We start from the raw sequence: 22,281 nt of genomic DNA, 5'->3' as shown, positions 1-22,281 counted from the left end.
GAGATGTCAGAAGCAGAACGCTTGGATCCAGTCCAGATCGTCGCGGTCGTGGGCGGGGTGACCGAAGAGCTCAGCGACCTCGACCGGGGGTTCGAACTCTGGGTGCACCTGGCCCGCCGGGAAGGCTGGGAGGTGTCCTCCATGGCTCCCTTGAACGAGCCTTGGGAGGATGGCGTGCTCGGATCGGCCGTCGTGGAAGGGATCACGTACCGGATCCGCTCCGGGCCCCGGGTGCGCCGGTCCATGGCCGACGACTCGACGGGACGGCTGACGTACCGGCCGGTGCTTGTGTTCGCGGCATGGGCTGAGCCGGACCTCTCGGCCTATGAACTGGAGCCGGGACAGTAGCCTCCTTCATGCCCGGGCCCACGCCGGAACTTCCGGTGTGGGCCCGGGCATCGCCGCATCTCAGACAGGAACCAGGGATCCGTTGCCCAAGCACCGCACAACCAAAAAACACCGCACCATAGCCATGACCCTCGGCGGCGCAGCCCTCCTCGTGGCCGGTGCTCTCACCGCCGAGGCCGCCTCCTCCGGGAGCGGGGCCGCGGCCGCCGGGCCGGCGCGGGCCGTCTCGCTCTCCAAGCCCGCCACCTACACCGGCCGCGCCTTCGACACCTGCACCGCCCCCACCCTCGCCCAGATGAAGGCGTGGAAGACGGCCTCGCCGTACGGGGGTGCCGCCGTGTACATCGGGGGCAAGAACCGCGGGTGTGCGCAGCCGCAGCTCACCCCCGACTGGGTGAAGTCCGTCAGCGCCGTCGGGTGGAAGCTCATCCCCCTCTACGTCGGCGCCCAGCCGCCCTGCAAGTCCGGAAGCAACCCGGAGCGGATGACCGCCGCCACCGCCGCCTCCCTGGGCGCCACCGACGGCGCCGACGCCGGAGCCAAGGCCTCCGCGCTCGCGATGCGGCCCGGCAGCCCGGTCTACCTCGACATGGAGGGGTTCGACACCACGAACACCTCCTGCAAGGACACCGTGCTCACCTACACCCGCGCCTGGAACAAGGCCCTGCACGCCAAGGGCTACCGCACCGGCTACTACGGCTTCGCCTCCTCCAGCGCCGCAGCCGTCGCCGCCGTATCGCCCGGCACCGACATGCCGGACGCGCTCTGGTACGCGGCCTATGACGACACGGAGTCCACGACCACGGGCTACCCCTTCGGGACCAAGTGGGCGGGCCACCGCCGGGGCCACCAGTACGCCGTCAACAAGAAGGAGACGTACGGCGGCGTCACCCTCACCGTCGACCGGGACGCCTGGGACTCGATGGTCGCGGTCGTGGCCAAGTAGACACCGGGAACAACACGGCGGGTCGGGCGCGCTACGGCGTCCCGGCCCGCCGTCTGCGTACCGCCGCCCACACCCCCGTCCCCGCCAACCCCACCAACCCCGCCGCCCCCGCCGCCGACCCCGCCTTCAGGCCCGGCGGGCGGAAGGCGCAGGAGACGGCCGTGGGGGAGCCGGGCCCCGGCAACTCCACCGCCACCAGGCCCAGATACGACCCCGCCGGCTTCGACGGCCCGCCGTCCACCGCGCACCGCCACCCCGCGATCCTCGGCATCGCGAACACCGCCGTCCCGCCGGCTCCGGCGGGCAGCACCGCCCGTACACCGCTGTCGGTGACGTGCACCTCGCTCGCCCCCGTCGTCCGCAGCCGCTCCACCGCCGCCGTCAGCGCGCCCCGGTCCAGACAGCCCAGTTGGGCCTTGGCGTACGCCGGGCGCAGCTCCACCCGTGACGGCGGGCCCGTCGAGACGCCCAGGGGGGCCAGCGCCGCCCGCCGCTTGGGCGCGCCGCCCCGGAACTCGACCCACTTCCCGGTCGTGCCGAGCCGCGCCCACCCCGTGTACTCCGGCGCCCACAGGAACGCCTCCTGCCCGGCCGCACACCCCTGCGCGACCGTACGCGGCAACGTGTACACCCGCGCCCCCAGCAGCAACTCCTGGTTGCGGAAGGGGGAGTTGCCGTACACCGTGGTCCGGCCGCCGTCCCGTACCGTCACCAGCGGCGGCACCGGGGCCCGGGTGACCTCCGGCCGCCCGCCCTTCTCCGCCCGCACCCGCGCCCCCACCGCGAACACCGCGTCCGTCACCGGGTTGTCCAGGCTCTGCACGGACCGGCCGCGCGAGGTCCAGCCGCCACCCAGTGCCGTCATCGTCTTCGTGAGCACGTCCGGCGTCAGGCTGCTGTAGTACGACGCGCCCTCGCCGCCCACCAGCAGTGGGTCGTTGCCGGTGAGCTGGCGCCGGCCCGGGTCCGTGCGGTACGCGGGCCAGCCGTCCGCCCCGGCCACCGCCGCCTCGCGCGCGTCGTGCGCCCCGCCCCACGCGGGATAGCTGTCGAGCCGGTGCAGCCGCTCCCGGTCGCCGTACGCCACCGTCACCGCCGCCTGCGCGGTCTGCGCACCGGCCAGCAGCAGTACGGCGGTCAGCGCCACCGCCCGGCGGCCCCGGGCCCGCCCGGCGACCAGCAGCGCGCCCAGCGCCGCCGCCAGGCCGCCGAAGAACAGGGGGTACGACCACGGCGAGACCAGCCCGCTGAAGGCCGCCCCGCCCGCGATCACCGCCAGCACCCCGCCCCCGCCGAGCAGCGCCCGCCGGTCCGGCAGGCCGTCCGCCACACACACCCAGGCGGCGATCACCAGAAGGCCGCTGAGCACGAACGTCTGGCGGTACGGGCTGCCGTTCGGCGTCTGGAAGGCGTGCCACGCCAGATGCGTCGGCTTCCACTGGAAGGAGAGCGCGACGAGCAGGGCGAGCCCCGTCCACGCGTACCGCTCGCGGCCCGGCACCGCCCTGTTGAACGCCAGCGCCCCCGCGAGCAGCAGCGCCCCCGTGCCCAGGAACAGCGCCGGGCTGGAGAAGCTGTAGGTCGCCGGGAGCCAGCGGGCCAGGAAGTCGCTCCACGGGGCCGGGGTGAACTCCTTGCTCCAGCCCGGATACGCGTGCTTGGTGCCCAGGAACACCGTGAAGAGGACGGGGGCCGAGAGCCCGATGCCGAGCGCCGTCGTCCAGACCGCGCGCGTCAGCGCCCACACCCGGGCCCGTACCTCCGTCTCCTCCAGGAACAGACGCAGCAGCAGGACCAGGGCCGCCCCGATCGTCGCCATGTACGCGGTGTAGAAGTTCGCCGTCCAGGCCAGCGCCACCACGACCGGGCCGACCAGCGGCCGGGCGCGGGTGCGGGCCCACTCGCCCACCAGGCACAGCATCGGGAACGCGATCAGCCCGTCCAGCCACATCGTGTTGTACGTCGCCTCGATCACCGACCAGCCGCACAGCGCGTACGCCGCCCCCAGCACCCCAGCCACCCAGCGCCGCCCGGCCCCCGGGCGCAGGGTGAGCAGCAGGACCGTCATCGCGACCGCCGCCACCGCCATCTTCAAGACCGTGATCACATACACCGCGAGGTCGATCCGGTCGCGCGGGAAGACCCCGACCAGCAGGGCGAACGGGCTGCCCAGATACGTACCGATGTCGGGCAGGAACGAAGTCCCGTACCCGGACTGCCAGTTGACCAGCGCGCCGCCGTGGGCGCGGCCGTGCAGCAGGTCCCACAGGTGGGCGTGGAACGGCACGAACTGGTTGCCCAGGTCGTTGACGCCGCGGGTGTGGCGCCCGAAGGGGAAGCTCCGGGCGACGGCGTCGGCGGCGCACACCGCGACCACGGTGATCAGCGCGGCGAGGGCGGCCGCCCGCGCGCGCGGGCGTCCGGTCCCGGCGGGCGCGGCGGGGGCGGCGGGGGGAAGCTGGACGGCTTCGAGAGTCGGCATGGGGATCCTCTGCTGTTCGCTGCCGTCGAATATGCCGGACCGGTGCGGGTAAATCAGCGGGCCGGGGGCTCAGTTCACGTAATCGACGCCCGGTCGTCATTCGGTGAATCCGCCCCGGACGTCTGGCCCGGTTGTCCTTCCTTGACTGCCACAGCCGTACTCCGTATCGACGGGGGAGAACCGTGCTCATCTCGATTGTCGTGCCCTGCTTCAACGAAGAGGAGATCATCGGCCGCTTCCATGATCAGGTGACCAAGGAAATCTCCCGGCTCGACGCGGAATTCGAACTCCTCTATGTCGACGACGGCAGCAAGGACCGCACGTTCCCGCTGCTCCAGGAGATCGCCGCCCGCGATCCGCGCACCCGTTACGTCTCGTTCAGCCGGAACTTCGGCAAGGAGGCCGCGATGCTCGCCGGGCTGCGGCACGCGGCCGGGGACGCCGTGGTGATCATGGACGCCGACCTCCAGCACCCGCCGGAGCTCATCGGCCGCATGATGGACCTGCACGCCCAGGGCCACGACCAGGTGATCGCCCAGCGCACCCGCAAGGGCGACCGCGTCACCCGCACCCTCACGGCGCGCCTGTACTACCGCCTGATCAACCGCCTGGTCGATGTGGAACTGGTCGACGGCGTGGGAGACTTCCGCATGCTCTCGCGCAGGACGGTCGACGCGGTGCTCGAACTCACCGAGTACAACCGCTTCTCCAAGGGGCTCTTCGCCTGGGTCGGATTCCGCACCACCACGTTCAGTTACGAGAATGCGGTACGGGAACAGGGGCGTTCCGCCTGGACCTTCGGAAAGCTGCTCAACTACGGCCTGGACGGGATGATCTCGTTCAACAACAAGCCGCTGCGGGCCGCCGTCTATCTGGGCATGCTGCTGCTCGGGATCGCCACGGCGTATTCCGCGTGGATCGTCGGTGTCGCGATGGTGAACGGTGTGGACACCCCCGGATATGTGACCCTGCTCGTGGTCGTCACCGCGCTCGCCGGAGTGCAGATGGTGATGCTGGGCGTGGTCGGCGAATACGTCGGCCGCATCTATTACGAGGTCAAGCGCCGGCCGCACTTCCTGGTGCAGGCGACGAACGTTTCCGGCCACGACGGTGGTGGCGTGCCGCGCCAGCCGGAGCGGCAGAGCAGCGACCGGGAGTTCGCCCGCCGATGACGTCCGCGACCGCCGCCCAGATCGTCCGGTTCGCCCTGGTGGGGGCGGTGAACACGGGCACGTACTACGGCCTGTACCTGCTCTTCCTGCCGCGGGTGCCGTACGTGGTCGCCCACATCACGGCCTTCCTGCTCGCCATGGTCGGCTCCTTCTTCCTCACCTCGTACTTCACCTACCGCACCCGGCCCACCTGGCGGAAGTTCCTGCTCTTCCCGCTCACCAACGCGGCCAACTTCGTGATCACCACGACCGGGATGTACGTCCTGGTGGACCTGCTCGGCCTCAGCAGCACCTGGGCCCCGCTGATCGCCGCGGCGGCGGCGATTCCGGTCACCTTCGTCCTCTCCCGGACGATCATGTTGCGGCCCGAGACTCCTGAGGCGGCCGAATCGTTGGGCGAATCAGTGGCCCACGCCACTGAGACTGCCTAACATCGATCACCGCAAGGTCATAGGTCATCTGGTCGCTGCACTGCCGCACGATCCGCCGGGAGGCTCCTTTGCACCGCCGCCGTCGCACCGCACTCGCCCTCTCCGTCGCGCTCCTCGGCGCGGGCCCACTCCTGACCGCGTGCGGCAGCGAGGCCCACCCGGGCGCCGCGGCCGTCGTGGGGGGCGACCGGATCCCGGTCTCCGCGCTCCAGGCCCAGGTCAAGGACGTCCGTACGGCGCAGCAGGCCTCGCCGCAGGCCGACCAGCTGATCAAGAACACCGGCCAGCTCAGCCGCGCCAAGCTGCACGGGCTGATCTTCGACAAGGTGCTCGACCAGGCCGCCGCCGACGCCGGGGTGAGCGTGACCCGCAAGGAAATCCAGGACGCCCGGACCGCGATGACCCAGCAGTCCGGCGGCGAGCAGGCGTTCGCCGCCATGCTCCTCCAGCAGCGCGGCGTCGCGCCCGGCCAGATCGACGACGCGGTGCGCGAGCAGGTGCAGCTCACCAAGCTGGCCGCCGCGACCGGCGCCGACCTGTCCACGCCGACCGGCCAGGCGGCCGTCACCAAGACGCTCACCGAGGCGTCCAGGAAGCTCAGGATCGACGTCAATCCGCGGTACGGGACGTGGGACGACAAGGCGATCCAGCTCGCCGACGCCAAGACGCCGTGGATCGCGCAGGTCACCAAGAACGGGCCCCAGGAGGAGGCCGCAGTCACCGGGTGAGCCGTCGGGGTAGGTTCGAGAGGTGACTCTCGAAGAACCCGGCCGCGTCGTCCTGCTCACCGCCAGCCACCGGGTGGCGCCCGGACTGCTCTCCTGGGCCGCGTGGCAGACGCTGCGCGCCGCCGACCGGGTGCTCTGCGCCGACGCCGGGCACCCGCAGCTGCCGTATCTGCGCGAGGCGGGCGTCGAGGTCGAGATCGTGGAGCCCGAGGCGCGGGAGCTGGTCGAGGCGTGTGCCGGTGGCCGTACCGTCGTCGTCCTCCCCTCCGGCGAGGGCGACCGGCGGCTCACCGACGGGCTCGCCCGGCTCGCGGGCTCGGGCAGGGTCGCCATGCCCGACCTGGAGCTGCTGCCGGGCTCGTACGACCTGCCGGGCGCCCGCCTGCTCGACCTCGTCCAGGTCATGGACAGGATCCGGCGCGAGTGCCCGTGGTCGTCCCAGCAGACCCACAAGGGGCTCGCCAAGTACGCGCTCGAGGAGGCGTACGAACTGGTCGAGGCGGTGGAGGAGGGCGACCGCGACGAGCTGCGGGAGGAGCTCGGCGATGTGCTGCTCCAGGTGGTCTTCCACGCCCGGATCGCTCAGGAGGATCCCGAGGAGCCGTTCTCGGTGGACGACGTGGCCGGGACGATCGTGGAGAAGCTGATCCACCGCCATCCGCACGTCTTCGGCGACGAGAGCGCCGAGACGCCGGAGGAGGTCAAGGAGCACTGGCTGCGGCAGAAGGCGGCGGAGAAGCGGCGCGAGTCGGTGACCGAGGGCATCCCGCTCGGCCAGCCCGCCCTGGCCCTGGCGGCCAAGCTCGCCTCCCGCGCCCGTATCGCGTCCCTGGACGTCCCGCTGCCCTCCGGCGAGGGCATCGGCTACCGCCTGCTCGCCCTGGCGGTCGCGGCGGAGGCCGAGGGCGCGGACCCGGAGGCGGCGCTGCGGGCGGCGGCGCGCGCGTACCGGGACGCGATCGTCGCGGCGGAGAAGAGCTGAACCATGGAGTCCCCCACACCGCCTTCCGGGCAGGTTCCGGAGGCGCGGGTTCCGCAGGCGCAGGCTCCGGAGACGCACGTTCCGCAGGCGCAGGCTCCCGAGGCCCAGGCTCCTTCGGTCATGCCCGAGATGTTCACCTGGGAGTTCGCCACCGACCCGTACCCGGCCTACGGGTGGCTGCGGGAGCACTCGCCGGTGCACCGGACCAAGCTGCCCAGCGGGGTCGAGGCGTGGCTGGTGACGCGGTACGCGGACGCCAAGCAGGCACTCGCCGACCAGCGGCTCTCCAAGAACCCGGCGCACCACGACGAGCCCGCGCACGCCAAGGGCAAGACCGGCATTCCGGGCGAGCGCAAGGCCGATCTGATGACGCATCTGCTCAACATCGACCCGCCGGACCACACCCGGCTGCGACGGCTCGTGTCGAAGGCGTTCACTCCCCGTACGGTCGCCGAATTCGCGCCCCGGGTGCAGGAGTTGACGGACACGCTCATCGACCGGTTCGCGGCGGGCGGCGAGGCCGACCTCATCCACGAGTTCGCCTTCCCGCTCCCCATCTACGCCATCTGCGACCTGCTCGGCGTGCCACGCGAGGACCAGGACGACTTCCGCGACTGGGCCGGGATGATGATCCGGCACGGCAAGGGCCCGCGCGGCGGCGTGGCCCGCTCGGTCAAGAAGATGCGCGGGTATCTGCTCGAACTCATCCACCGCAAGAGGGAGAACCCGGGCGAAGACCTCATCTCCGGGCTCATCCGCGCCAGCGACCACGGCGAGCACCTCACCGAGAACGAGGCCGCCGCGATGGCCTTCATCCTCCTGTTCGCCGGGTTCGAGACGACCGTGAACCTCATCGGCAACGGCGTGTACGCGCTGCTGCGCAACCCGGAGCAGCGCGAGCGGCTCCAGGCCTCGCTCGCGGCCGGGGAGTCGGACCTGCTGGACACCGGCGTCGAGGAACTGCTGCGCTACGACGGGCCCGTGGAGCTGGCCACCTGGCGGTTCGCCACGCGGCCGCTGACGATCGGGGGCCAGGAGATCGCGGCCGGCGACCCGGTGCTCGTCGTCCTCGCCTCCGCCGACCGCGACCCCGAGCGGTTCCGTGACCCGGACGTGCTCGACCTCGGTCGCCGCGACAACCAGCACCTCGGCTACGGCCACGGCATCCACTACTGCCTGGGCGCCCCGCTCGCCCGGCTGGAGGCGAGGACCGCGCTGGCGACCCTGTTGCGCCGCCTTCCTGACCTGCGGCTCGGGGCGGATCCTGCCGATTTGCGCTGGCGCGGCGGGCTCATCATGCGCGGACTGCGCACGCTTCCGGTCGAGTTCACGCCCGTACGAACTGACGGTTCGTCAAAACTGTGACTTTCGCGTTATCGCGGGTGCATCGACTTGTGACAAGCGTTCGAGTACGGCTACGTTCACCCCTCGACTCGGCAAACCAGGCTCAACGCCCGGCTCAGGAGTCACAGACGTAGTCACACGGAAGGCCACAGCATGCGCTCCGGGAACGGACGGCACCGCCGACCCCGCCAGGCTCCCGCAATCGTCGTCGCGGCGGGGGTGACCGGCTCGGCCCTCGCCCTTCCGCTCTTCGCGGCGAGCGGCGCGAACGCCGCCTCCGCGACCACCTGGGACCGTGTCGCGGAGTGCGAGAGCGGCGGCGCGTGGAGCGCCGACTTCGGCAACGGCCTGTACGGCGGGCTCCAGCTCTCGCAGGAGACCTGGGAGAGCTACGGCGGTACGGCGTACGCCGAGCGGCCCGACCTGGCCAGCCGCGCACAGCAGATAGCCATCGCCGAGAAGGTGCTCGCGGCGAAGGGCCCCAAGGCCTTCACCAGCTGCTCGGCCATCTCCGGGCTCACCTCGGGCGGCGGCGCGCCGGCGGTCGACCCGGGCGCGACGCCCTCGCCCGGCGCCACGGCCTCCGAGGGGGCGGACGTCACCGCGACTCCGTCCGCGCCCGCCAGGACGACTCCGGCACCCCCCGGGTCCTCCTCGGCCGCGCCCAAGCCGTCGACGACCCCGGCGGCCCCGGCGACCGGTACGGGCGGCGCCACCAAGCCCGCCACTCCGACGACGCCGCCGGCCGACTCTGCATCGGGTTCGGCCTCGGGCTCGGCATCGGGCTCCGCCTCCGGTCCGGCCTCGGGCTCCGCCTCCGGCGGCAAGCACCGCGGTACGCCGGACCCGGCCGAGAGCGGCGCCCCCGCGACCACCACCGACCCGGGCAATACGGACAACACCCACGAATCGGGGCGTCATGCCTCGCGGGGTGACGCCGACTCACGCGCGTCCGGCGACGTGCTGAACGCCGCCGGCGACTACACGGTCCGCCCCGGCGACAACCTGTGGGACATCTCGCGCTCGCACAAGGTCGAGGGCGGCTGGTCCGCGCTCTACAAGGCGAACGAGAAGACGATCGGCTCCAATCCGGACCTCATCCTGCCCGGCCAGAGCCTTGATCTGAACCTGGCAAAGACGGACAACCCGGCCCCGGCTCAGGGGTAGTTCAGGGGCCTATGTCCACTTCTGTGCAAGTGAGACATGGGTCTCTTTCCCCCAACTGGTGTGTCCTGTCCGTCCGGTACGGGCGTTACGCCCCCCACCTGCGGAAACAGGCGTTACGGAAGGGCGGCGGGGGGCGATTTCTCCCCGATGTGCCCCTTTGAACATCAGGGGTTGGTGTGTTTACGGTCGGAGCGCTCGTCACCACGGGCCCCTCCGACCGGAAACGCCGAATCCTGCCGCCGGTCGCGGGGAACAGTCGACGCTCGATGCGCCGTAGGCAGGAGCGGGGGACCCAAGGTAAGCGCCGGGCCCGGCCGTTGAAGGACGTACGCCATGCGGCGGGACGTACCAGACGGCCACGGGACCGGCTTGGGGTGAAGACGCGCCAGCACGGCGCGGCCGGGCCACTCACTCGCCCGAACCCGACAGCTCACCTCGCAGGCGTCGGTGAGGAGAACTCCATGCTGCTTTCCGGCAAGGGCAAGCACCGTCGCCCGTCCAAGGCCGTCCGTGTCGTCACGCTCGCCGGTGTCACCGGTGCGGCCGTCGCCGCCCCGCTGATGGCCGCGGGCTCCGCCTCCGCCGCCTCGGTCTCCACCTGGGACGCGGTCGCCCAGTGCGAGTCCGGCGGCAACTGGTCCATCAACACCGGCAACGGCTACTACGGCGGTCTGCAGTTCTCGCAGTCCTCGTGGGCCGCGGCGGGCGGCACGCAGTACGCCTCCCGCGCCGACCTGGCCACGAAGGGCCAGCAGATCGCCACGGCCGAGAAGCTGCTCGCGATGCAGGGTCCCGGTGCCTGGTCCTGTGCGGGTGCGGGCAACCTGACGGCGGGTGGCGGCGCCGCGGACGTGGACACGTCCGGCTCGTCCGCCACGCCCAAGAAGGCCGCGCCGGCCCCGAAGCGCGAGTCCGCCCCCGCGGCCGCCTCGCGCGGCGAGTCCCGCCCGGCCCCGGCCCCGGTCAAGACCGGCGACGGCGAGTACAAGGTGAAGGCCGGCGACACCCTCGGCTCCATCGCGTCGGCCCACGGCGTCAAGGGCGGCTGGCAGAAGCTGTTCGAGCTGAACAAGGACGTGGTGAAGGACGCGAACCTGATCTACGTGAACCAGCACCTCCACCTGAGCTAGGCGCTCTGCGGGGCGGGGGGCTGCGTTTCACGGCCACGGGCCGTGACGGACTGAGCGCGCAGCCCCCCCTTTTTGGCCCGGCGCTCGCCTGCGGGCCCGGTGGGGGCGGGGCCGCGCAGTTCCCCGCGCCCGTTTCTGGCCCGGTGTTCGTCTGCGGCCCGGTGGTGGGCTGGTCGCGCAGTTCCCCGCGCCCCTGAGGGGCCCCGAGCTCGGCTGTCGTCTGCGGGTCATCTGTGGCGGGCCGCGCAGTTCCCCGCGCCCCTAAGGGGTTCCCGACCTCGGCTGTTGTCCGCGGGCCGTCTGTGGTTGCTCGCGCAGTTCCCCGCGCCCCTGGTGGTGCGGGCTGTGGCATGTGCGGCGGCGCCGCCGCGTGGGCGCGCCCGGCCGACGAGCGCCCCATAGGGGCGCGGGGAACTGCGCGACCGGCCCCCACCGGCCCGCAGTCGTGAAACAACCTGTTTTTAGGGGCGCGGGGAACTGCGCGAGCAACCCCCGCCGGCCCGCAGACGAACACCGGGCCAAGAAGGGCGCGCCCCGCTCAGCTGAAAGCTGAACCGGGGGCGTGGGGGCACCCCACAGACGCCCGCCCCGCAGGGCCCGGCTTTGTTTCGTTCAGGAACATTTTGCCCCCCGTTTCGTCCCACGGGCCGGTCGGTCGGCTGGCCGATGCCCCGGAGCCGGTTAGGCTCAGGGGTGCCGGACCACGCGGCCCGGCGTATTCGCGTCACATCCCAGAAGGAGATGCTCGTGCCGTCCATCGACGTCGTCGTAGCCCGGGAAATCCTGGACTCCCGAGGCAACCCCACGGTCGAGGTCGAGGTCGGCCTCGACGACGGCAGCACCGGCCGTGCCGCCGTCCCCTCCGGTGCCTCCACCGGTGCCTTCGAGGCCATCGAACTGCGTGACGGCGACCCCAGCCGTTACATGGGCAAGGGCGTCGAGAAGGCCGTCCTCGCCGTGATCGAGCAGATCGGCCCGGAGCTCGTCGGCTACGACGCCACCGAGCAGCGCCTGATCGACCAGGCGATGTTCGACCTGGACGCCACGGACAACAAGGGCTCGCTCGGCGCCAACGCCATCCTCGGCGTCTCCCTCGCCGTCGCCCACGCCGCCTCCGAGGCCAGCGACCTCCCGCTCTTCCGCTACCTCGGCGGCCCGAACGCGCACCTGCTGCCCGTTCCGATGATGAACATCCTCAACGGTGGGTCGCACGCCGACTCCAACGTCGACATCCAGGAGTTCATGATCGCCCCGATCGGCGCGGAGTCCTTCTCCGAGGCGCTGCGCTGGGGTGCTGAGGTCTACCACACCCTCAAGGCCGTCCTGAAGCGCAAGGGCCTGTCCACCGGCCTCGGCGACGAGGGCGGCTTCGCCCCGAACCTGGAGTCCAACCGCGCCGCCCTGGACCTCATCCTCGAGGCCGTCAAGGAAGCCGGTTACGTCCCGGGCAAGGACATCGCGCTGGCGCTCGACGTCGCCGCGTCCGAGTTCTACAAGGACGGCAAGTACGAGTTCGAGGGCAAGTCCCGCTCGGCCGCCGAGATGACCGAGTACTACGAGGAGCTCGTCTCCGCGTACCCGATGGTCTCCATCGAGGACCCGCTGTACGAGGACGACTGGGCCGGCTGGAAGACCCTCACCGACAAGCTGGGCTCCAAGGTCCAGATCGTCGGCGACGACCTCTTCGTCACCAACCCGGAGCGCCTGGCCCGCGGCATCGAGGAGGGCACCGCCAACGCCCTGCTCGTCAAGGTCAACCAGATCGGTTCGCTGACCGAGACCCTGGACGCCGTCGAGATGGCCCAGCGCAACGGCTTCAAGTGCATGATGTCCCACCGCTCCGGCGAGACCGAGGACGTCACCATCGCCGACCTCGCCGTCGCGGTGAACTGCGGTCAGATCAAGACCGGCGCCCCGGCCCGCTCGGACCGCGTCGCCAAGTACAACCAGCTGCTGCGCATCGAGGAGATCCTCGACGACGCGGCGGTGTACGCGGGCCGCAGCGCGTTCCCCCGCTTCAAGGGCTGAGCCTTCACGGACTGAGCCTTCAAGGGCTGAGCCCTCACGGACTGAGCGCTTCGAGGGTTAAGCCCTAGCCAGTCGTACGTACGTCCCCGGCCGCGGTCCCGTACCGTGTCCGGGGACGTTGTACGTACGTGAGGGGAGCGGGGCGACATGGCGAAGGGCAACCGGGACCGGTTCTCCACCGCGGCCCGGCTCAAGGTGCTCGGCGAGCAGACCGCGGCCCGGGTCTACCGCTCCCAGAACAAGCGCCAGGCGCGCCGCTCCCGGCTCACCGGCCGGGCCGCGCTGCTCGCCCTGGTGATGTGCTCGCTGGTGGTGGCTCTCGCGTACCCGATGCGCCAGTACGTGTCGCAGCGCGGCGACATCGCCGAGCAGCGCCGCAAGGAGCACGACGCGGCCGCGCAGGTCGAGCGGCTGCGCGACGAGAAGGCGCGGCTCCAGGACGACGCGTACATCAAGCGGCTGGCCCGCGAGCATCTGCACATGCAGTTTCCGGGCGAGACCGGTTACACCGTGACCGACCCGTCGGCCGGCAAGGGCCACCGCGACGACAAGGCCGCCACCGGCCGCCCCTGGCACCAGAACCTCTGGGACGGCGTGGACAAGACGGACCGCCCCGGCGACTGACGGCGCGCACCGCGCCGACGACAGCTCCAGACCTACCTACGCACCTACAGCCAGACAGAGACTGAGACAGACACCGCGATGGAAACGCCCCCGCCCCAGACGCCCCGCACCGAGCCGACCGACGCGGACATCGCCGCCTTCCAGGAGCAGCTGGGCCGCCCGCCGCGCGGGCTGCGCGCGATCGCGCACCGCTGCCCGTGCGGCAACCCGGACGTGGTCGAGACGGCCCCCCGGCTGCCCGACGGCACGCCGTTCCCGACGACGTACTACCTGACCTGCCCGCGGGCGGCGTCGGCGATCGGCACGCTGGAAGCCAACGGCGTCATGAAGGAGATGTCGGAGCGCCTGGCGACGGACCCCGAGCTGGCCGCGGCCTACCGCGCCGCCCACGAGGACTACATCGCCCGCCGCGACGCCATCGAGGTCCTGGAGGGCTTCCCGAGCGCGGGCGGCATGCCGGACCGCGTGAAGTGCCTGCACGTCCTGGTCGGCCACTCGTTGGCGGCCGGGCCGGGCGTGAACCCGCTGGGCGACGAGGCGATCGCGATGCTGCCCGAGTGGTGGGCGAAGGGCCCGTGCGTCACCCCCTGCGTGCCGGGGGAGGAGACGAAGTGACCCGGGTCGCCGCCATCGACTGCGGTACGAACTCGATCCGCCTCCTGGTCGCCGACGCGGACCCGCAGACCGGTGAACTCGTCGACCTGGACCGCCGGATGACGATCGTCCGCCTCGGCCAGGGCGTGGACCGCACCGGCCGCCTCGCCCCCGAGGCGCTGGAGCGCACCTTCGCGGCCTGCCGCGAGTACGCGGCGGTCATCAAGGAGTTCGGCGCCGAGCGCGTCCGTTTCGTGGCCACCTCGGCCTCGCGCGACGCCGAGAACCGGGACGAGTTCGTCCAGGGCATCCTGGACATCCTGGGCGTCGAGCCCGAGGTGATCACCGGCGACCAGGAGGCCGAGTTCTCCTTCACCGGCGCCACCAAGGAGCTCCACTCCGGCGGCGACTACCTGGTGGTCGACATCGGCGGCGGCTCGACGGAGTTCGTGGTCGGCTCCGAGCACGTCCGCGCGGCCCGCTCCGTGGACGTGGGCTGCGTCCGGATGACCGAACGTCACCACCCCGGCGACCCGGCCACGCCCGAGCAGATCGCGGCGATAAGGGCGGACGTGGAGGCGGCCCTGGACGAGGCCGAGCGAACGGTCCCGCTCCGCGAGCCCCGCACCCTGGTGGGCCTGGCCGGCTCGGTGACGACGGTGGCCGCGATCGCCCTCGACCTGCCCGCGTACGACTCGACGGCGATCCACCACGCCCGTATCTCCTACGACGAGGTCAAGCGGGTCACCGACCGCCTGCTCGCCTCCACCCACGAGGAGCGCACGGCGATCCCGGTCCTGCACCCGGGCCGCGTCGACGTGATCGCGGCGGGCGCACTGGTCCTGCTGTCCGTCATGGACCGCACGGGCGCGTCCGAGGTCGTGGTCAGCGAGCACGACATCCTCGACGGAATCGCCTGGTCGATCGCCTGAAACCGCTCCCGGAGGGCCCCTGGAAGGCCCTCCGGGACACCCCTCGCAAGAAAGTTCGTGAAGTTCTTCACAAGGAAAACCCGCCGGTTGGGCCTTTTCGGGGGCCCAGGGCCTCACTTCTGTAGGTGTGAGGGCTCAACGGGGCGCGATTCAGGGGCTGGGGCGTATGTTACGCGCGTGTGTCACAGCCCAGTGGTCTAGGCCGTGCGCGGGTGTGAGGGCCAGTTCAGACGGGGTGGAGAACGTTCTCCCTTATACCTTGGTTCCCTCACGGCGCCATGACCTCGGTCACGTGGGTGGCGGAGTGTAGCAGAGGCCCCGTAGGACCTTGTGAAGGGGCGCACGAGCGAGGCCCCCGAGGGGGGTGGATACTCGATGGCATGAGCACCACGGAGCGTCCCCGAATCCTCGTCGTAGGCGGTGGGTACGTAGGCCTGTACGCGGCACGGCGCATTCTCAAGAAGATGCGCTACGCCGAGGCGACCGTCACGGTCGTCGACCCGCGGTCGTACATGACGTACCAGCCCTTCCTCCCCGAAGCCGCCGCAGGCAGCATCTCCCCGCGCCACGTCGTCGTCCCGCTGCGACGCGTCGTGCGCGGAGCCGAGGTGCTCACCGGCCGTGTCACCAGCATCGACCAGGACCGCAAGGTCGCCACGGTCGCGCCGCTCGTCGGCGAGGCCTACGAGCTGCCCTTCGACTACCTGGTCGTCGCCCTCGGCGCGGTCTCCCGCACCTTCCCGATCCCCGGCCTCGCCGAGCAGGGCATCGGTATGAAGGGCGTCGAGGAGGCCATCGGGCTGCGCAACCACGTCCTGGAGCAGCTGGACATGGCCGACTCCACGACCGACGAGGACGTCCGCCGCAAGGCGCTGACCTTCGTCTTCGTGGGTGGTGGCTTCGCCGGCGCCGAGACGATCGGCGAGGTCGAGGACATGGCCCGCGACGCGGCCAAGTACTACACCAACGTGAAGCGCGAGGACATGCGCTTCATCCTGGTCGACGCCGCCGACAAGATCCTCCCCGAGGTCGGGCCGCAGCTCGGCAAGTGGGGCAAGGAGCACCTCGAGGGCCGCGGTGTCGAGATCTACCTCTCGACCTCGATGGACTCCTGCGTCGACGGCCACGTCGTGCTGAAGAACGGCCTTGAGGTCGACTCCAACACCATCGTGTGGACCGCGGGCGTCAAGCCCAACCCGGCGCTGGCCCGCTTCGGCCTGCCGCTCGGCCCGCGCGGCCACGTCGACACCGCCCCGACCCTCCAGGTCCAGGGCAGCGACTACATCTGGGCCGCGGGCGACAACGCCCAGGTCCCGGACCTCGCCGCCCGCAAGGCCGGCGTCGAGAACGCCTGGTGCCCGCCGAACGCCCAGCACGCGCTGCGCCAGGCCAAGGTCCTCGGCGACAACGTGGTCTCCGGCATGCGGGGCTTCCCGCAGAAGGAGTACGCGCACGCCAACAAGGGCGCGGTGGCGGGCCTCGGCCTCCACAAGGGCGTCGCGATGATCGTCATGGGCAAGATGAAGATCAAGCTCAAGGGCCGTCTCGCCTGGTACATGCACCGTGGCTACCACGGTCTCGCCGTGCCCACCTGGAACCGCAAGATCCGCGTCTTCGCCGACTGGACGCTCGCGATGTTCCTGAAGCGCGAGGTCGTCTCGCTCGGCGCCATGGAGTCGCCGCGCGAGGAGTTCTACGAGGCCGCCAAGCCCGCTCCGGCCCCGGCCGCGAAGGACAAGGTCGAGGAGAAGGCCAAGGCCTCCTGACCCAGGTCACCGCTCAGCACGTCCCGAAGGGGCCGCCCGCCATCCGTGGTGCGGGCGGCCCCTTCGGCGTGTGCCCCCCCGGGGCGGCGTCACCTTCGCGCCGCCGATGTACGCCCGTGGCGCTGTAGCGGTAGGGCCGGTGCCCGGGGCAATCTTGTCCGGGGTGCCGGGCACGTGGCGGCACGTGTGGGCACGTGTGGGGTCGACTTCACGGAGGTGTGCGCCATGGCCGACGCCGCGACGCGGCTGACCGCTCTCGCCGGCGAGCTCCTGGGCGAGGACCTTCCGGTCCGCATCCGCGCCTGGGACGGCAGCGAGGCGGGCCCGCCGGGCGCCCCGGTGGTGGTCCTGCGCCACCGCCGCGCCCTGCGCAGACTGCTGTGGAAGCCGGGCGAACTCGGCCTCGTGCGCGCCTGGGTGGCCGGCGAGCTCGACATCGAGGGCGACCTCTATCTGACCCTCGACCTGATGGCCGGCCTGATCTGGGACCGCGGCGCCGAGCCCAAGGACGCCGTCCATCCCGTACGCGACCCGAGGCTGCGGGCCGCCGCCCGCGAGCTGCTGCGGCTCGCCGGGCCCCTGCCGCCGCCCGCCCCGCCCGCCGAGGAGCTGCGCCGCCGCACCGGCCGTCTGCACACCAGACGCCGCGACAAGCAGGCCGTCAGCCACCACTACGACGTGGGCAACGCCTTCTACGAGCTGGTGCTCGGCCCGTCGATGGTCTACTCGTGCGCGTACTGGGAGAGCCCGGACGCCACCCTGGAGGAGGCCCAGCGCGACAAGCTGGAGCTGATCTGCCGCAAGCTCGGCCTGGGGGAGGGCGACCGACTGCTCGACGTCGGCTGCGGCTGGGGCTCGATGGCCCTGCACGCCGCCCGCCACCACGGCGCCCACGTCGTCGGCATCACGCTCAGCGCCGAACAGGCCGCCTACGCCCGCAAGCGCATCGCCGAGGAGGGCCTGGCCGACCGGATCGAGATCCGGGTGCAGGACTACCGGGACGTGCGCGACGGGCCGTACGACGCGATCTCCTCGATCGGGATGGCCGAGCACGTCGGCTCCGTGCGCTACCGGGAGTACGCGGACGATCTGTACGCCCTGCTGAAGGACGGCGGGCGCCTGCTCAACCACCAGATCGCGCGGCGCCCCGAGGGGGACGAAGCGGCGTACCACGTGGACGAGTTCATCGACGCGTACGTCTTCCCCGACGGCGAGCTGGCCCCGCTCGGGCGGACCCTGTCGACCCTGGAGGACGCCGGGTTCGAGGCGCGCGACGTGGAGGCCATCCGCGAGCACTACGCGCTGACCCTGCGTCAGTGGGTCGCCAATCTGGAGGCGGGCTGGGAGCGGGCGGTGCGGCTGACCAGCCCCGGCCGGGCCCGTGTCTGGCGGCTCTACATGGCCGCCTCCGCGCTGTCCTTCGAGCGCAACCGGATCGGGGTCAACCAGATCCTGGCGGTGAAGACCCCGGAGGGCGGGACTTCGGGGATGCCGCTGCGGGCACGGAGGTGGGGGAGCGCCCCGTAGGGGCGCGGGGCTGTATCGATGTGCGGCTCCGCCGCATGCGAGCGACCAGCCCCCATCGCCGCGCAGGCGGAATGATACGTTCGGCAACCCCGGGCGGCGGATCATGGCGTCCGGATTGTCATGTATATGCCGCTTATGGGAGGTCGTGTGCACCGCCACCGCAGAACCTGGCTCCTCGGCTTGGCCGTTGCCGTGATGTCCGTTTTCGCCGGACCGGGCGCGACCTCGGCTTCCGCCGACACCGTCACCGTCGCCAACGGCGCGATCTTCAACGACCCCTCGGGCCCCACCGCCGAGCAGGACAAGATCCGCGACTACGTCGTCTCGCTGGTGAACGACGCCCCCGCGGGCAGCACCATCCAGATGTCGATGTACACCTTCACCGACGACGTCCTGCGCACCGCGCTGATCGCCGCGAAGGACCGCGGCGTCGCCGTGAAGCTCGTCGTCGACTACAAGTCGCACAACTTCAACCCCGACGGCAGCGAGCTGACCAAGGGCGGCGAGTACGAGAACCTGGCCGCGGCGCTCGGCACCGACCGCACCAAGGCGTCCTGGATCCTGTCCTGCCCGCAGGGCCGCGCCTGTATCGCCAACCGCAAGCTCAACTCCGGCGACGACGGCTCGATCAACCACAACAAGTTCTTCCTCTTCTCCCACACGGGAGGCGCGGACAACGTCGTCGTGCAGACTTCGGCCAACATGTCGGGCACCCAGCGCACCGACCTCTTCAACAACGCCGTCACCCTGGTCGACGCCGGTCTCTACGCCAACTACCAGGCGTACTTCAACGACCAGGTGACGAACGGCTCCTCGGGCACCAGCAACAACAACTACTACTCGACGCCGATCAGTTCGACCAACCCGAACTACAAGACGTACTTCTTCCCCCGCAAGGAGACGTCCGGGACGACCTACTCCACGGACCCGGCCACCGACACGGTCAAGCTGATCCTCGACAAGGTCACCTGCTCCTCCACCCAGCACTCCGAGGTGCGGATGGCGGCCAACCTCTTCTACCGCGACCAGATCGCCACCAAGCTCGCCTCGATGGTGGACGCGGGCTGCAAGGTCTACCTCGCGGCCGACGCCAACCCCAACGGCGGCGGCACGGGCGTCCCGTCGATGGGCAAGACCGTCGAGTCGATCCTCTACGGCCAGCTCACCGGGCGCGTCGAGTGCTGGGAGACCCCGCCCGCCGGACACACCACCAACATCGGCATCCACTCCAAGTACCTGCTGGTCAACGGTACGTACGAGGGTGTCGCCAACGAGAAGGTCGTCTGGACCGGCAGCCACAACTACTCGTGGCAGGCGCTGCGCTCCAACGACGAGACCATCCTGAAGATCAATGACGACGCGATCTACGACCAGTTCAAGGCCAACCACGACACGCTGATGTCGTACTGCGCCGGCAGCTGACGCGTACACGCACGAAGGGCCGGACCCCCTCCAGCAGGGGATCCGGCCCTTCTCGTACGTCCGAGGCGCTGACGTCCCAGGCGCTGACGTCCGAGGCGCCGACGTCCGAGGCGCCGACTACTCCGTCTTGATCGCCGTCAGCATGTTCAACCGGGCGGCGCTGCGGGCCGGCCAGAGCGCGGCCAGTACGCCCACCAGGCCCGCCAGGACCAGGAAGAGCCCGATCCTGTCCCACGGGATCACCAGCGCGTACGCCGGGATGGAGCCCTTGATGGTCTGGCCGATGGCCCAGGCCAGGAAGGTGCCGAGGCCCACGCCGATCAGCGCGCCGAAGAGCGAGATGACGATCGCCTCCAGGCGGATCATGCGCTTGACCTTGCCGCGCTCCAGGCCGATCGCCCGCAGCATCCCGATCTCCTGCTGGCGCTCGAAGACCGACATGGCCAGCGTGTTGACGACGCCCAGGACCGCGATGATCAGCGCCATCGCGAGCAGCCCGTACATGATGTTCAGGAGCATGTTGATCATGCCGCCGAACGCGTCGCGGATGTCCTTCTTGTCCATGAAGCTGATCGCCGGGTTGTCGCCGAGGGCGTTGACCAGCGCCTGCTCATGGGCCGAGGTGGCGCCGCCGTCCATCTTCACGAAGACCTGGCGGATCAACGGCCGGGTCTCGTGCGGGTCGAGCAGCGAGGTCGGCGCCAGCACCGAGGAGAGGAAGTCCTGCTTCTTGAAGACCGCGCCCACGGTGAGCGTCGTCTTCTTGTCGTCGTTGAACTCGACGGGCAGCGTGGTGCCGGGCTTCCAGCCGTGCTTCTTCGCGGTCTCGTCGTCGACCGCGATCTGCCCCTTGCCCAGCGTCGCGAGCGAGCCGGAGACCGCCTCGACGCGCAGCACCTGCTCGACGTCGCCCGGCGTCACGCCGGAGACCTCGCGGTGGGAGCCGTCCAGCTTCAGGTACGAGGACTGGTGCGGCGAGACCGCGCGGACGCCCGGGGCCTTGCGCAGCTCCGGCACCACGGACTTGTCCAGGTCGCCGCCGCTCGCCATCTGGACCATGTAGTCGGCCTTGATGTTGTCCGTCGTCGTCTTGTCGATGGCCTTGCCCAGCGTGATGCCGAGCACCGACAGACCGGTGACCAGGGTGAGGCCGATGGCGAGCGCGGAGGCGGTGGCGCCGGTGCGGCGCGGGTTGCGCACCGCGTTCTGGCTGGCCAGCTTGCCGGAGACGCCGAACACCTTGGCCAGCGCCGGGCGGACCAGCGCGATGACCGGGCGGGAGAGCAGCGGGATCAGGATGATGATGCCGACCAGCGCCAGGAAGGCGCCCGCGGCGATCATGGTCTTGCCGTCCTTGCCCTTCGCGGCGCCCGACAGGACCGCGCCGGCGCCGAGCAGCGTGACGATCGCGCCGATCGTGTTCCGTACGACCAGGGACTTGGTGGTGGCGACCGCGTGCACGCTGTTCATCGCCGCCACCGGCGGGATCTTCGCGGCGCGCCAGGCGGGCAGCAGGGCGGCGATCAGGGTCACCAGGACGCCGACCGTGAGCGCGGCGATCACCGGGGTGGCCGAGACGATCAGGGAGCCGCCCGGGACCTTCATGTCGAACGCGGACATCGCGGAGCGCAGCCCGGCCGCGAGGGCGATGCCCAGGCCGAAGCCGATCGCGGACGCGGTCACGCCGACCACCAGCGCCTCGGTGAGGACCGAGCGCCGCACCTGGGAGCGCGAGGCGCCCACCGCGCGCATCAGGGCCAGCTCCTTGGTGCGCTGGGCGACCAGCATGGTGAAGGTGTTGGAGATCAGGAAGACACCGACGAAGAGCGCGATGGCGGCGAAGGCGAGCAGCGTGTTGTTGAGCGCGCCGAGCCCCTCCTCGATGTCGTCCGCCTCCTGGTCCGCGAGCGCCTGGCCGGTCCTGGCCGTGGCGTGCTCGGGGATCAGCGGGAGGACCTCGTCGAGGATCTTCTGCGCGTCGGCGCCGGGGGTGGCCGAGATGTTGACGTTCTCGAAGAAGCCGGGCTTGAGGTAGAGCTGCTGGGCGACCTTGGTGTCGAACAGGACGAGGCTGCCGCCGGCGTTGACCCCGCCGTCCTCGGTGGTGAAGACACCCGAGAGGGTGTACGTCTTCACCGGCCCGTTGGTGGCCACCCGCACCCGGTCGCCGACCTGGTAGCCGCCCTTGGACGCGGTGTCCTTGTCGAGCCCGATCTGCCCGTCCTGGACCGGCCCGGAGCCCTGGGTGAAGGTGTACGCCGGGTCCTTGCCGTCCTTGCCGGGGGAGTAGTTGCCGCCCTTGTTGGCCCAGCCCTGACCGATCAGCTTGCCGTGCTTGTCGGCCACGCCGGCGAAGCCGTCGACGCGCCCGTTGACGGAGGCGACCCCGTCCAGGGCCTCGATCTTCTTGACGGTCTGCCTGCTGACGCCGGGGTCGTCCTTGTCGTCACCGCTCCCGTACGAGGAAACGGCGACGGCCACGTTGTCGTAGCTCTTGGCCGACTGGTTCTTGAAGGCGCTCTTGAGGGTGTCGGTGAAGACGAGGGTGCCGGAGACGAAGGCCACGCCGAGCATCACGGCGAGCACGGTCATCAGCAGCCTGGCCTTGTGCGCGAGCACGTTGCGCAGGGCGGTTTTGAACATGGGGCTTTTCTCAGT

18 protein-coding genes, 1 CRISPR repeat array and 1 riboswitch are annotated in these 22,281 nt (G+C 71.0%); of the genes, 16 read left to right on the top strand and 2 right to left on the bottom strand.

Annotation, left to right across the window (positions count from 1 at the left end):
* Nucleotides 1-3 precede the first annotated feature (3 nt).
* Together AB0G17_RS23830 and AB0G17_RS23825 are read left to right on the top strand one after the other, a co-directional pair.
* Nucleotides 4-348 (top strand): hypothetical protein, encoded by a 345-nt coding sequence (locus AB0G17_RS23830; RefSeq protein WP_361386243.1) that lies wholly within the window; start codon nt 4-6, stop codon nt 346-348.
* A gap of 124 nt (nt 349-472) precedes the next feature.
* Complete coding sequence (locus AB0G17_RS23825) at nt 473-1,294, top strand: glycoside hydrolase domain-containing protein (RefSeq protein ID WP_361386240.1); 822 nt, start codon at nt 473-475, stop codon at nt 1,292-1,294.
* Nucleotides 1,295-1,325: 31 nt separating this feature from the next.
* Here the strand turns inward: AB0G17_RS23825 and AB0G17_RS23820 are convergent, their stop codons facing one another.
* On the bottom strand, nt 1,326-3,776 hold the full coding sequence (locus AB0G17_RS23820) for a YfhO family protein (RefSeq protein ID WP_361386237.1): 2,451 nt from the start codon (nt 3,774-3,776) through the stop codon (nt 1,326-1,328).
* Nucleotides 3,777-3,958: 182 nt separating this feature from the next.
* On the opposite strand from AB0G17_RS23820, the gene AB0G17_RS23815 reads away from it, so the two are divergent.
* From AB0G17_RS23815 to AB0G17_RS23750, 14 genes are all read left to right on the top strand, one after another.
* Entirely contained in the window at nt 3,959-4,948 is a 990-nt protein-coding gene (locus AB0G17_RS23815) for a glycosyltransferase family 2 protein (protein WP_361386234.1), read from the top strand.
* The gene (locus AB0G17_RS23810; RefSeq protein WP_361386231.1) at nt 4,945-5,379 is read left to right on the top strand and encodes a GtrA family protein; all 435 of its coding nucleotides are present in this window, start codon (nt 4,945-4,947) and stop codon (nt 5,377-5,379) included. The genes AB0G17_RS23815 and AB0G17_RS23810 overlap by 4 nt, the downstream gene beginning before the upstream one ends.
* 68 nt (nt 5,380-5,447) lie before the next feature.
* Nucleotides 5,448-6,107: a SurA N-terminal domain-containing protein gene (locus AB0G17_RS23805; protein ID WP_361386228.1), complete on the top strand. Its 660-nt coding sequence runs from the start codon at nt 5,448-5,450 to the stop codon at nt 6,105-6,107.
* Between the two features lie 22 nt (nt 6,108-6,129).
* Nucleotides 6,130-7,089, top strand: coding sequence for a nucleoside triphosphate pyrophosphohydrolase (locus AB0G17_RS23800; protein ID WP_361386225.1), 960 nt, complete (start codon nt 6,130-6,132; stop codon nt 7,087-7,089).
* A gap of 120 nt (nt 7,090-7,209) precedes the next feature.
* The gene (locus AB0G17_RS23795) at nt 7,210-8,454 is read left to right on the top strand and encodes a cytochrome P450 (RefSeq protein ID WP_361386338.1); all 1,245 of its coding nucleotides are present in this window, start codon (nt 7,210-7,212) and stop codon (nt 8,452-8,454) included.
* Nucleotides 8,455-8,586: 132 nt separating this feature from the next.
* Nucleotides 8,587-9,600, top strand: a complete 1,014-nt coding sequence (locus tag AB0G17_RS23790; protein ID WP_361386222.1) for a transglycosylase family protein — start codon at nt 8,587-8,589, stop codon at nt 9,598-9,600.
* 259 nt (nt 9,601-9,859) lie between these two features.
* A riboswitch (cyclic di-AMP (ydaO/yuaA leader) is annotated at nt 9,860-10,059 on the top strand.
* Nucleotides 10,060-10,061: 2 nt separating this feature from the next.
* Complete coding sequence (locus AB0G17_RS23785) at nt 10,062-10,730, top strand: transglycosylase family protein (RefSeq protein WP_361386219.1); 669 nt, start codon at nt 10,062-10,064, stop codon at nt 10,728-10,730.
* Between the two features lie 109 nt (nt 10,731-10,839).
* Nucleotides 10,840-11,062: direct repeats of the CRISPR family, unit length 19 nt; unit sequence CGCGCAGTTCCCCGCGCCC.
* A gap of 409 nt (nt 11,063-11,471) precedes the next feature.
* Nucleotides 11,472-12,758 carry a phosphopyruvate hydratase gene (gene eno, locus AB0G17_RS23780; protein WP_329399523.1) on the top strand — a complete coding sequence of 429 codons (1,287 nt, stop codon included), beginning with the start codon at nt 11,472-11,474 and terminating at the stop codon, nt 12,756-12,758.
* 147 nt (nt 12,759-12,905) lie between these two features.
* Complete coding sequence (locus tag AB0G17_RS23775; RefSeq protein ID WP_361386216.1) at nt 12,906-13,382, top strand: septum formation initiator family protein; 477 nt, start codon at nt 12,906-12,908, stop codon at nt 13,380-13,382.
* Between the two features lie 78 nt (nt 13,383-13,460).
* Entirely contained in the window at nt 13,461-13,997 is a 537-nt protein-coding gene (locus AB0G17_RS23770; RefSeq protein ID WP_361386213.1) for a DUF501 domain-containing protein, read from the top strand.
* Entirely contained in the window at nt 13,994-14,908 is a 915-nt protein-coding gene (locus AB0G17_RS23765) for a Ppx/GppA phosphatase family protein (protein ID WP_361386211.1), read from the top strand. The genes AB0G17_RS23770 and AB0G17_RS23765 overlap by 4 nt, the downstream gene beginning before the upstream one ends.
* A 380-nt stretch (nt 14,909-15,288) precedes the next feature.
* The gene (locus AB0G17_RS23760; RefSeq protein ID WP_361386209.1) at nt 15,289-16,674 is read left to right on the top strand and encodes an NAD(P)/FAD-dependent oxidoreductase; all 1,386 of its coding nucleotides are present in this window, start codon (nt 15,289-15,291) and stop codon (nt 16,672-16,674) included.
* A gap of 225 nt (nt 16,675-16,899) precedes the next feature.
* On the top strand, nt 16,900-18,201 hold the full coding sequence (locus AB0G17_RS23755) for a cyclopropane-fatty-acyl-phospholipid synthase family protein (RefSeq protein WP_361386206.1): 1,302 nt from the start codon (nt 16,900-16,902) through the stop codon (nt 18,199-18,201).
* A 195-nt stretch (nt 18,202-18,396) separates the two neighbouring features.
* A complete protein-coding gene (locus tag AB0G17_RS23750) occupies nt 18,397-19,623 on the top strand; it encodes a phospholipase D-like domain-containing protein (RefSeq protein WP_361386203.1) in 1,227 nt (408 codons plus the stop codon).
* 117 nt (nt 19,624-19,740) lie between these two features.
* On the opposite strand, the gene AB0G17_RS23745 is transcribed toward AB0G17_RS23750, so the two are convergent.
* Complete coding sequence (locus tag AB0G17_RS23745; protein ID WP_361386200.1) at nt 19,741-22,266, bottom strand: ABC transporter permease; 2,526 nt, start codon at nt 22,264-22,266, stop codon at nt 19,741-19,743.
* Nucleotides 22,267-22,281: the final 15 nt, after the last annotated feature.

Origin of the sequence: Streptomyces sp. NPDC023838 (assembly GCF_040639555.1) — a bacterium.
In the GTDB taxonomy this organism is placed as follows: domain Bacteria; phylum Actinomycetota; class Actinomycetes; order Streptomycetales; family Streptomycetaceae; genus Streptomyces.
Note: the sequence above shows the minus strand (reverse complement) of the source record. Positions and strands in the feature narration are given on the sequence as shown.

Bases quoted from the DNA above. Each gene is read 5' to 3' on its own strand.
- AB0G17_RS23830 (WP_361386243.1), top strand. From the start codon at position 4: ATGTCAGAAGCAGAACGCTTGGATCCAGTCCAGATCGTCGCGGTCGTG.
- AB0G17_RS23825 (WP_361386240.1), top strand. From the start codon at position 473: ATGACCCTCGGCGGCGCAGCCCTCCTCGTGGCCGGTGCTCTCACCGCC.
- AB0G17_RS23820 (WP_361386237.1), bottom strand. From the start codon at position 3,776: ATGCCGACTCTCGAAGCCGTCCAGCTTCCCCCCGCCGCCCCCGCCGCG.
- AB0G17_RS23810 (WP_361386231.1), top strand. From the start codon at position 4,945: ATGACGTCCGCGACCGCCGCCCAGATCGTCCGGTTCGCCCTGGTGGGG.
- AB0G17_RS23795 (WP_361386338.1), top strand. From the start codon at position 7,210: ATGCCCGAGATGTTCACCTGGGAGTTCGCCACCGACCCGTACCCGGCC.
- AB0G17_RS23790 (WP_361386222.1), top strand. From the start codon at position 8,587: ATGCGCTCCGGGAACGGACGGCACCGCCGACCCCGCCAGGCTCCCGCA.
- AB0G17_RS23785 (WP_361386219.1), top strand. From the start codon at position 10,062: ATGCTGCTTTCCGGCAAGGGCAAGCACCGTCGCCCGTCCAAGGCCGTC.
- eno (WP_329399523.1), top strand. From the start codon at position 11,472: ATGCTCGTGCCGTCCATCGACGTCGTCGTAGCCCGGGAAATCCTGGAC.
- AB0G17_RS23775 (WP_361386216.1), top strand. From the start codon at position 12,906: ATGGCGAAGGGCAACCGGGACCGGTTCTCCACCGCGGCCCGGCTCAAG.
- AB0G17_RS23770 (WP_361386213.1), top strand. From the start codon at position 13,461: ATGGAAACGCCCCCGCCCCAGACGCCCCGCACCGAGCCGACCGACGCG.
- AB0G17_RS23760 (WP_361386209.1), top strand. From the start codon at position 15,289: ATGAGCACCACGGAGCGTCCCCGAATCCTCGTCGTAGGCGGTGGGTAC.
- AB0G17_RS23755 (WP_361386206.1), top strand. From the start codon at position 16,900: ATGGCCGACGCCGCGACGCGGCTGACCGCTCTCGCCGGCGAGCTCCTG.
- AB0G17_RS23750 (WP_361386203.1), top strand. From the start codon at position 18,397: ATGTCCGTTTTCGCCGGACCGGGCGCGACCTCGGCTTCCGCCGACACC.
- AB0G17_RS23745 (WP_361386200.1), bottom strand. From the start codon at position 22,266: ATGTTCAAAACCGCCCTGCGCAACGTGCTCGCGCACAAGGCCAGGCTG.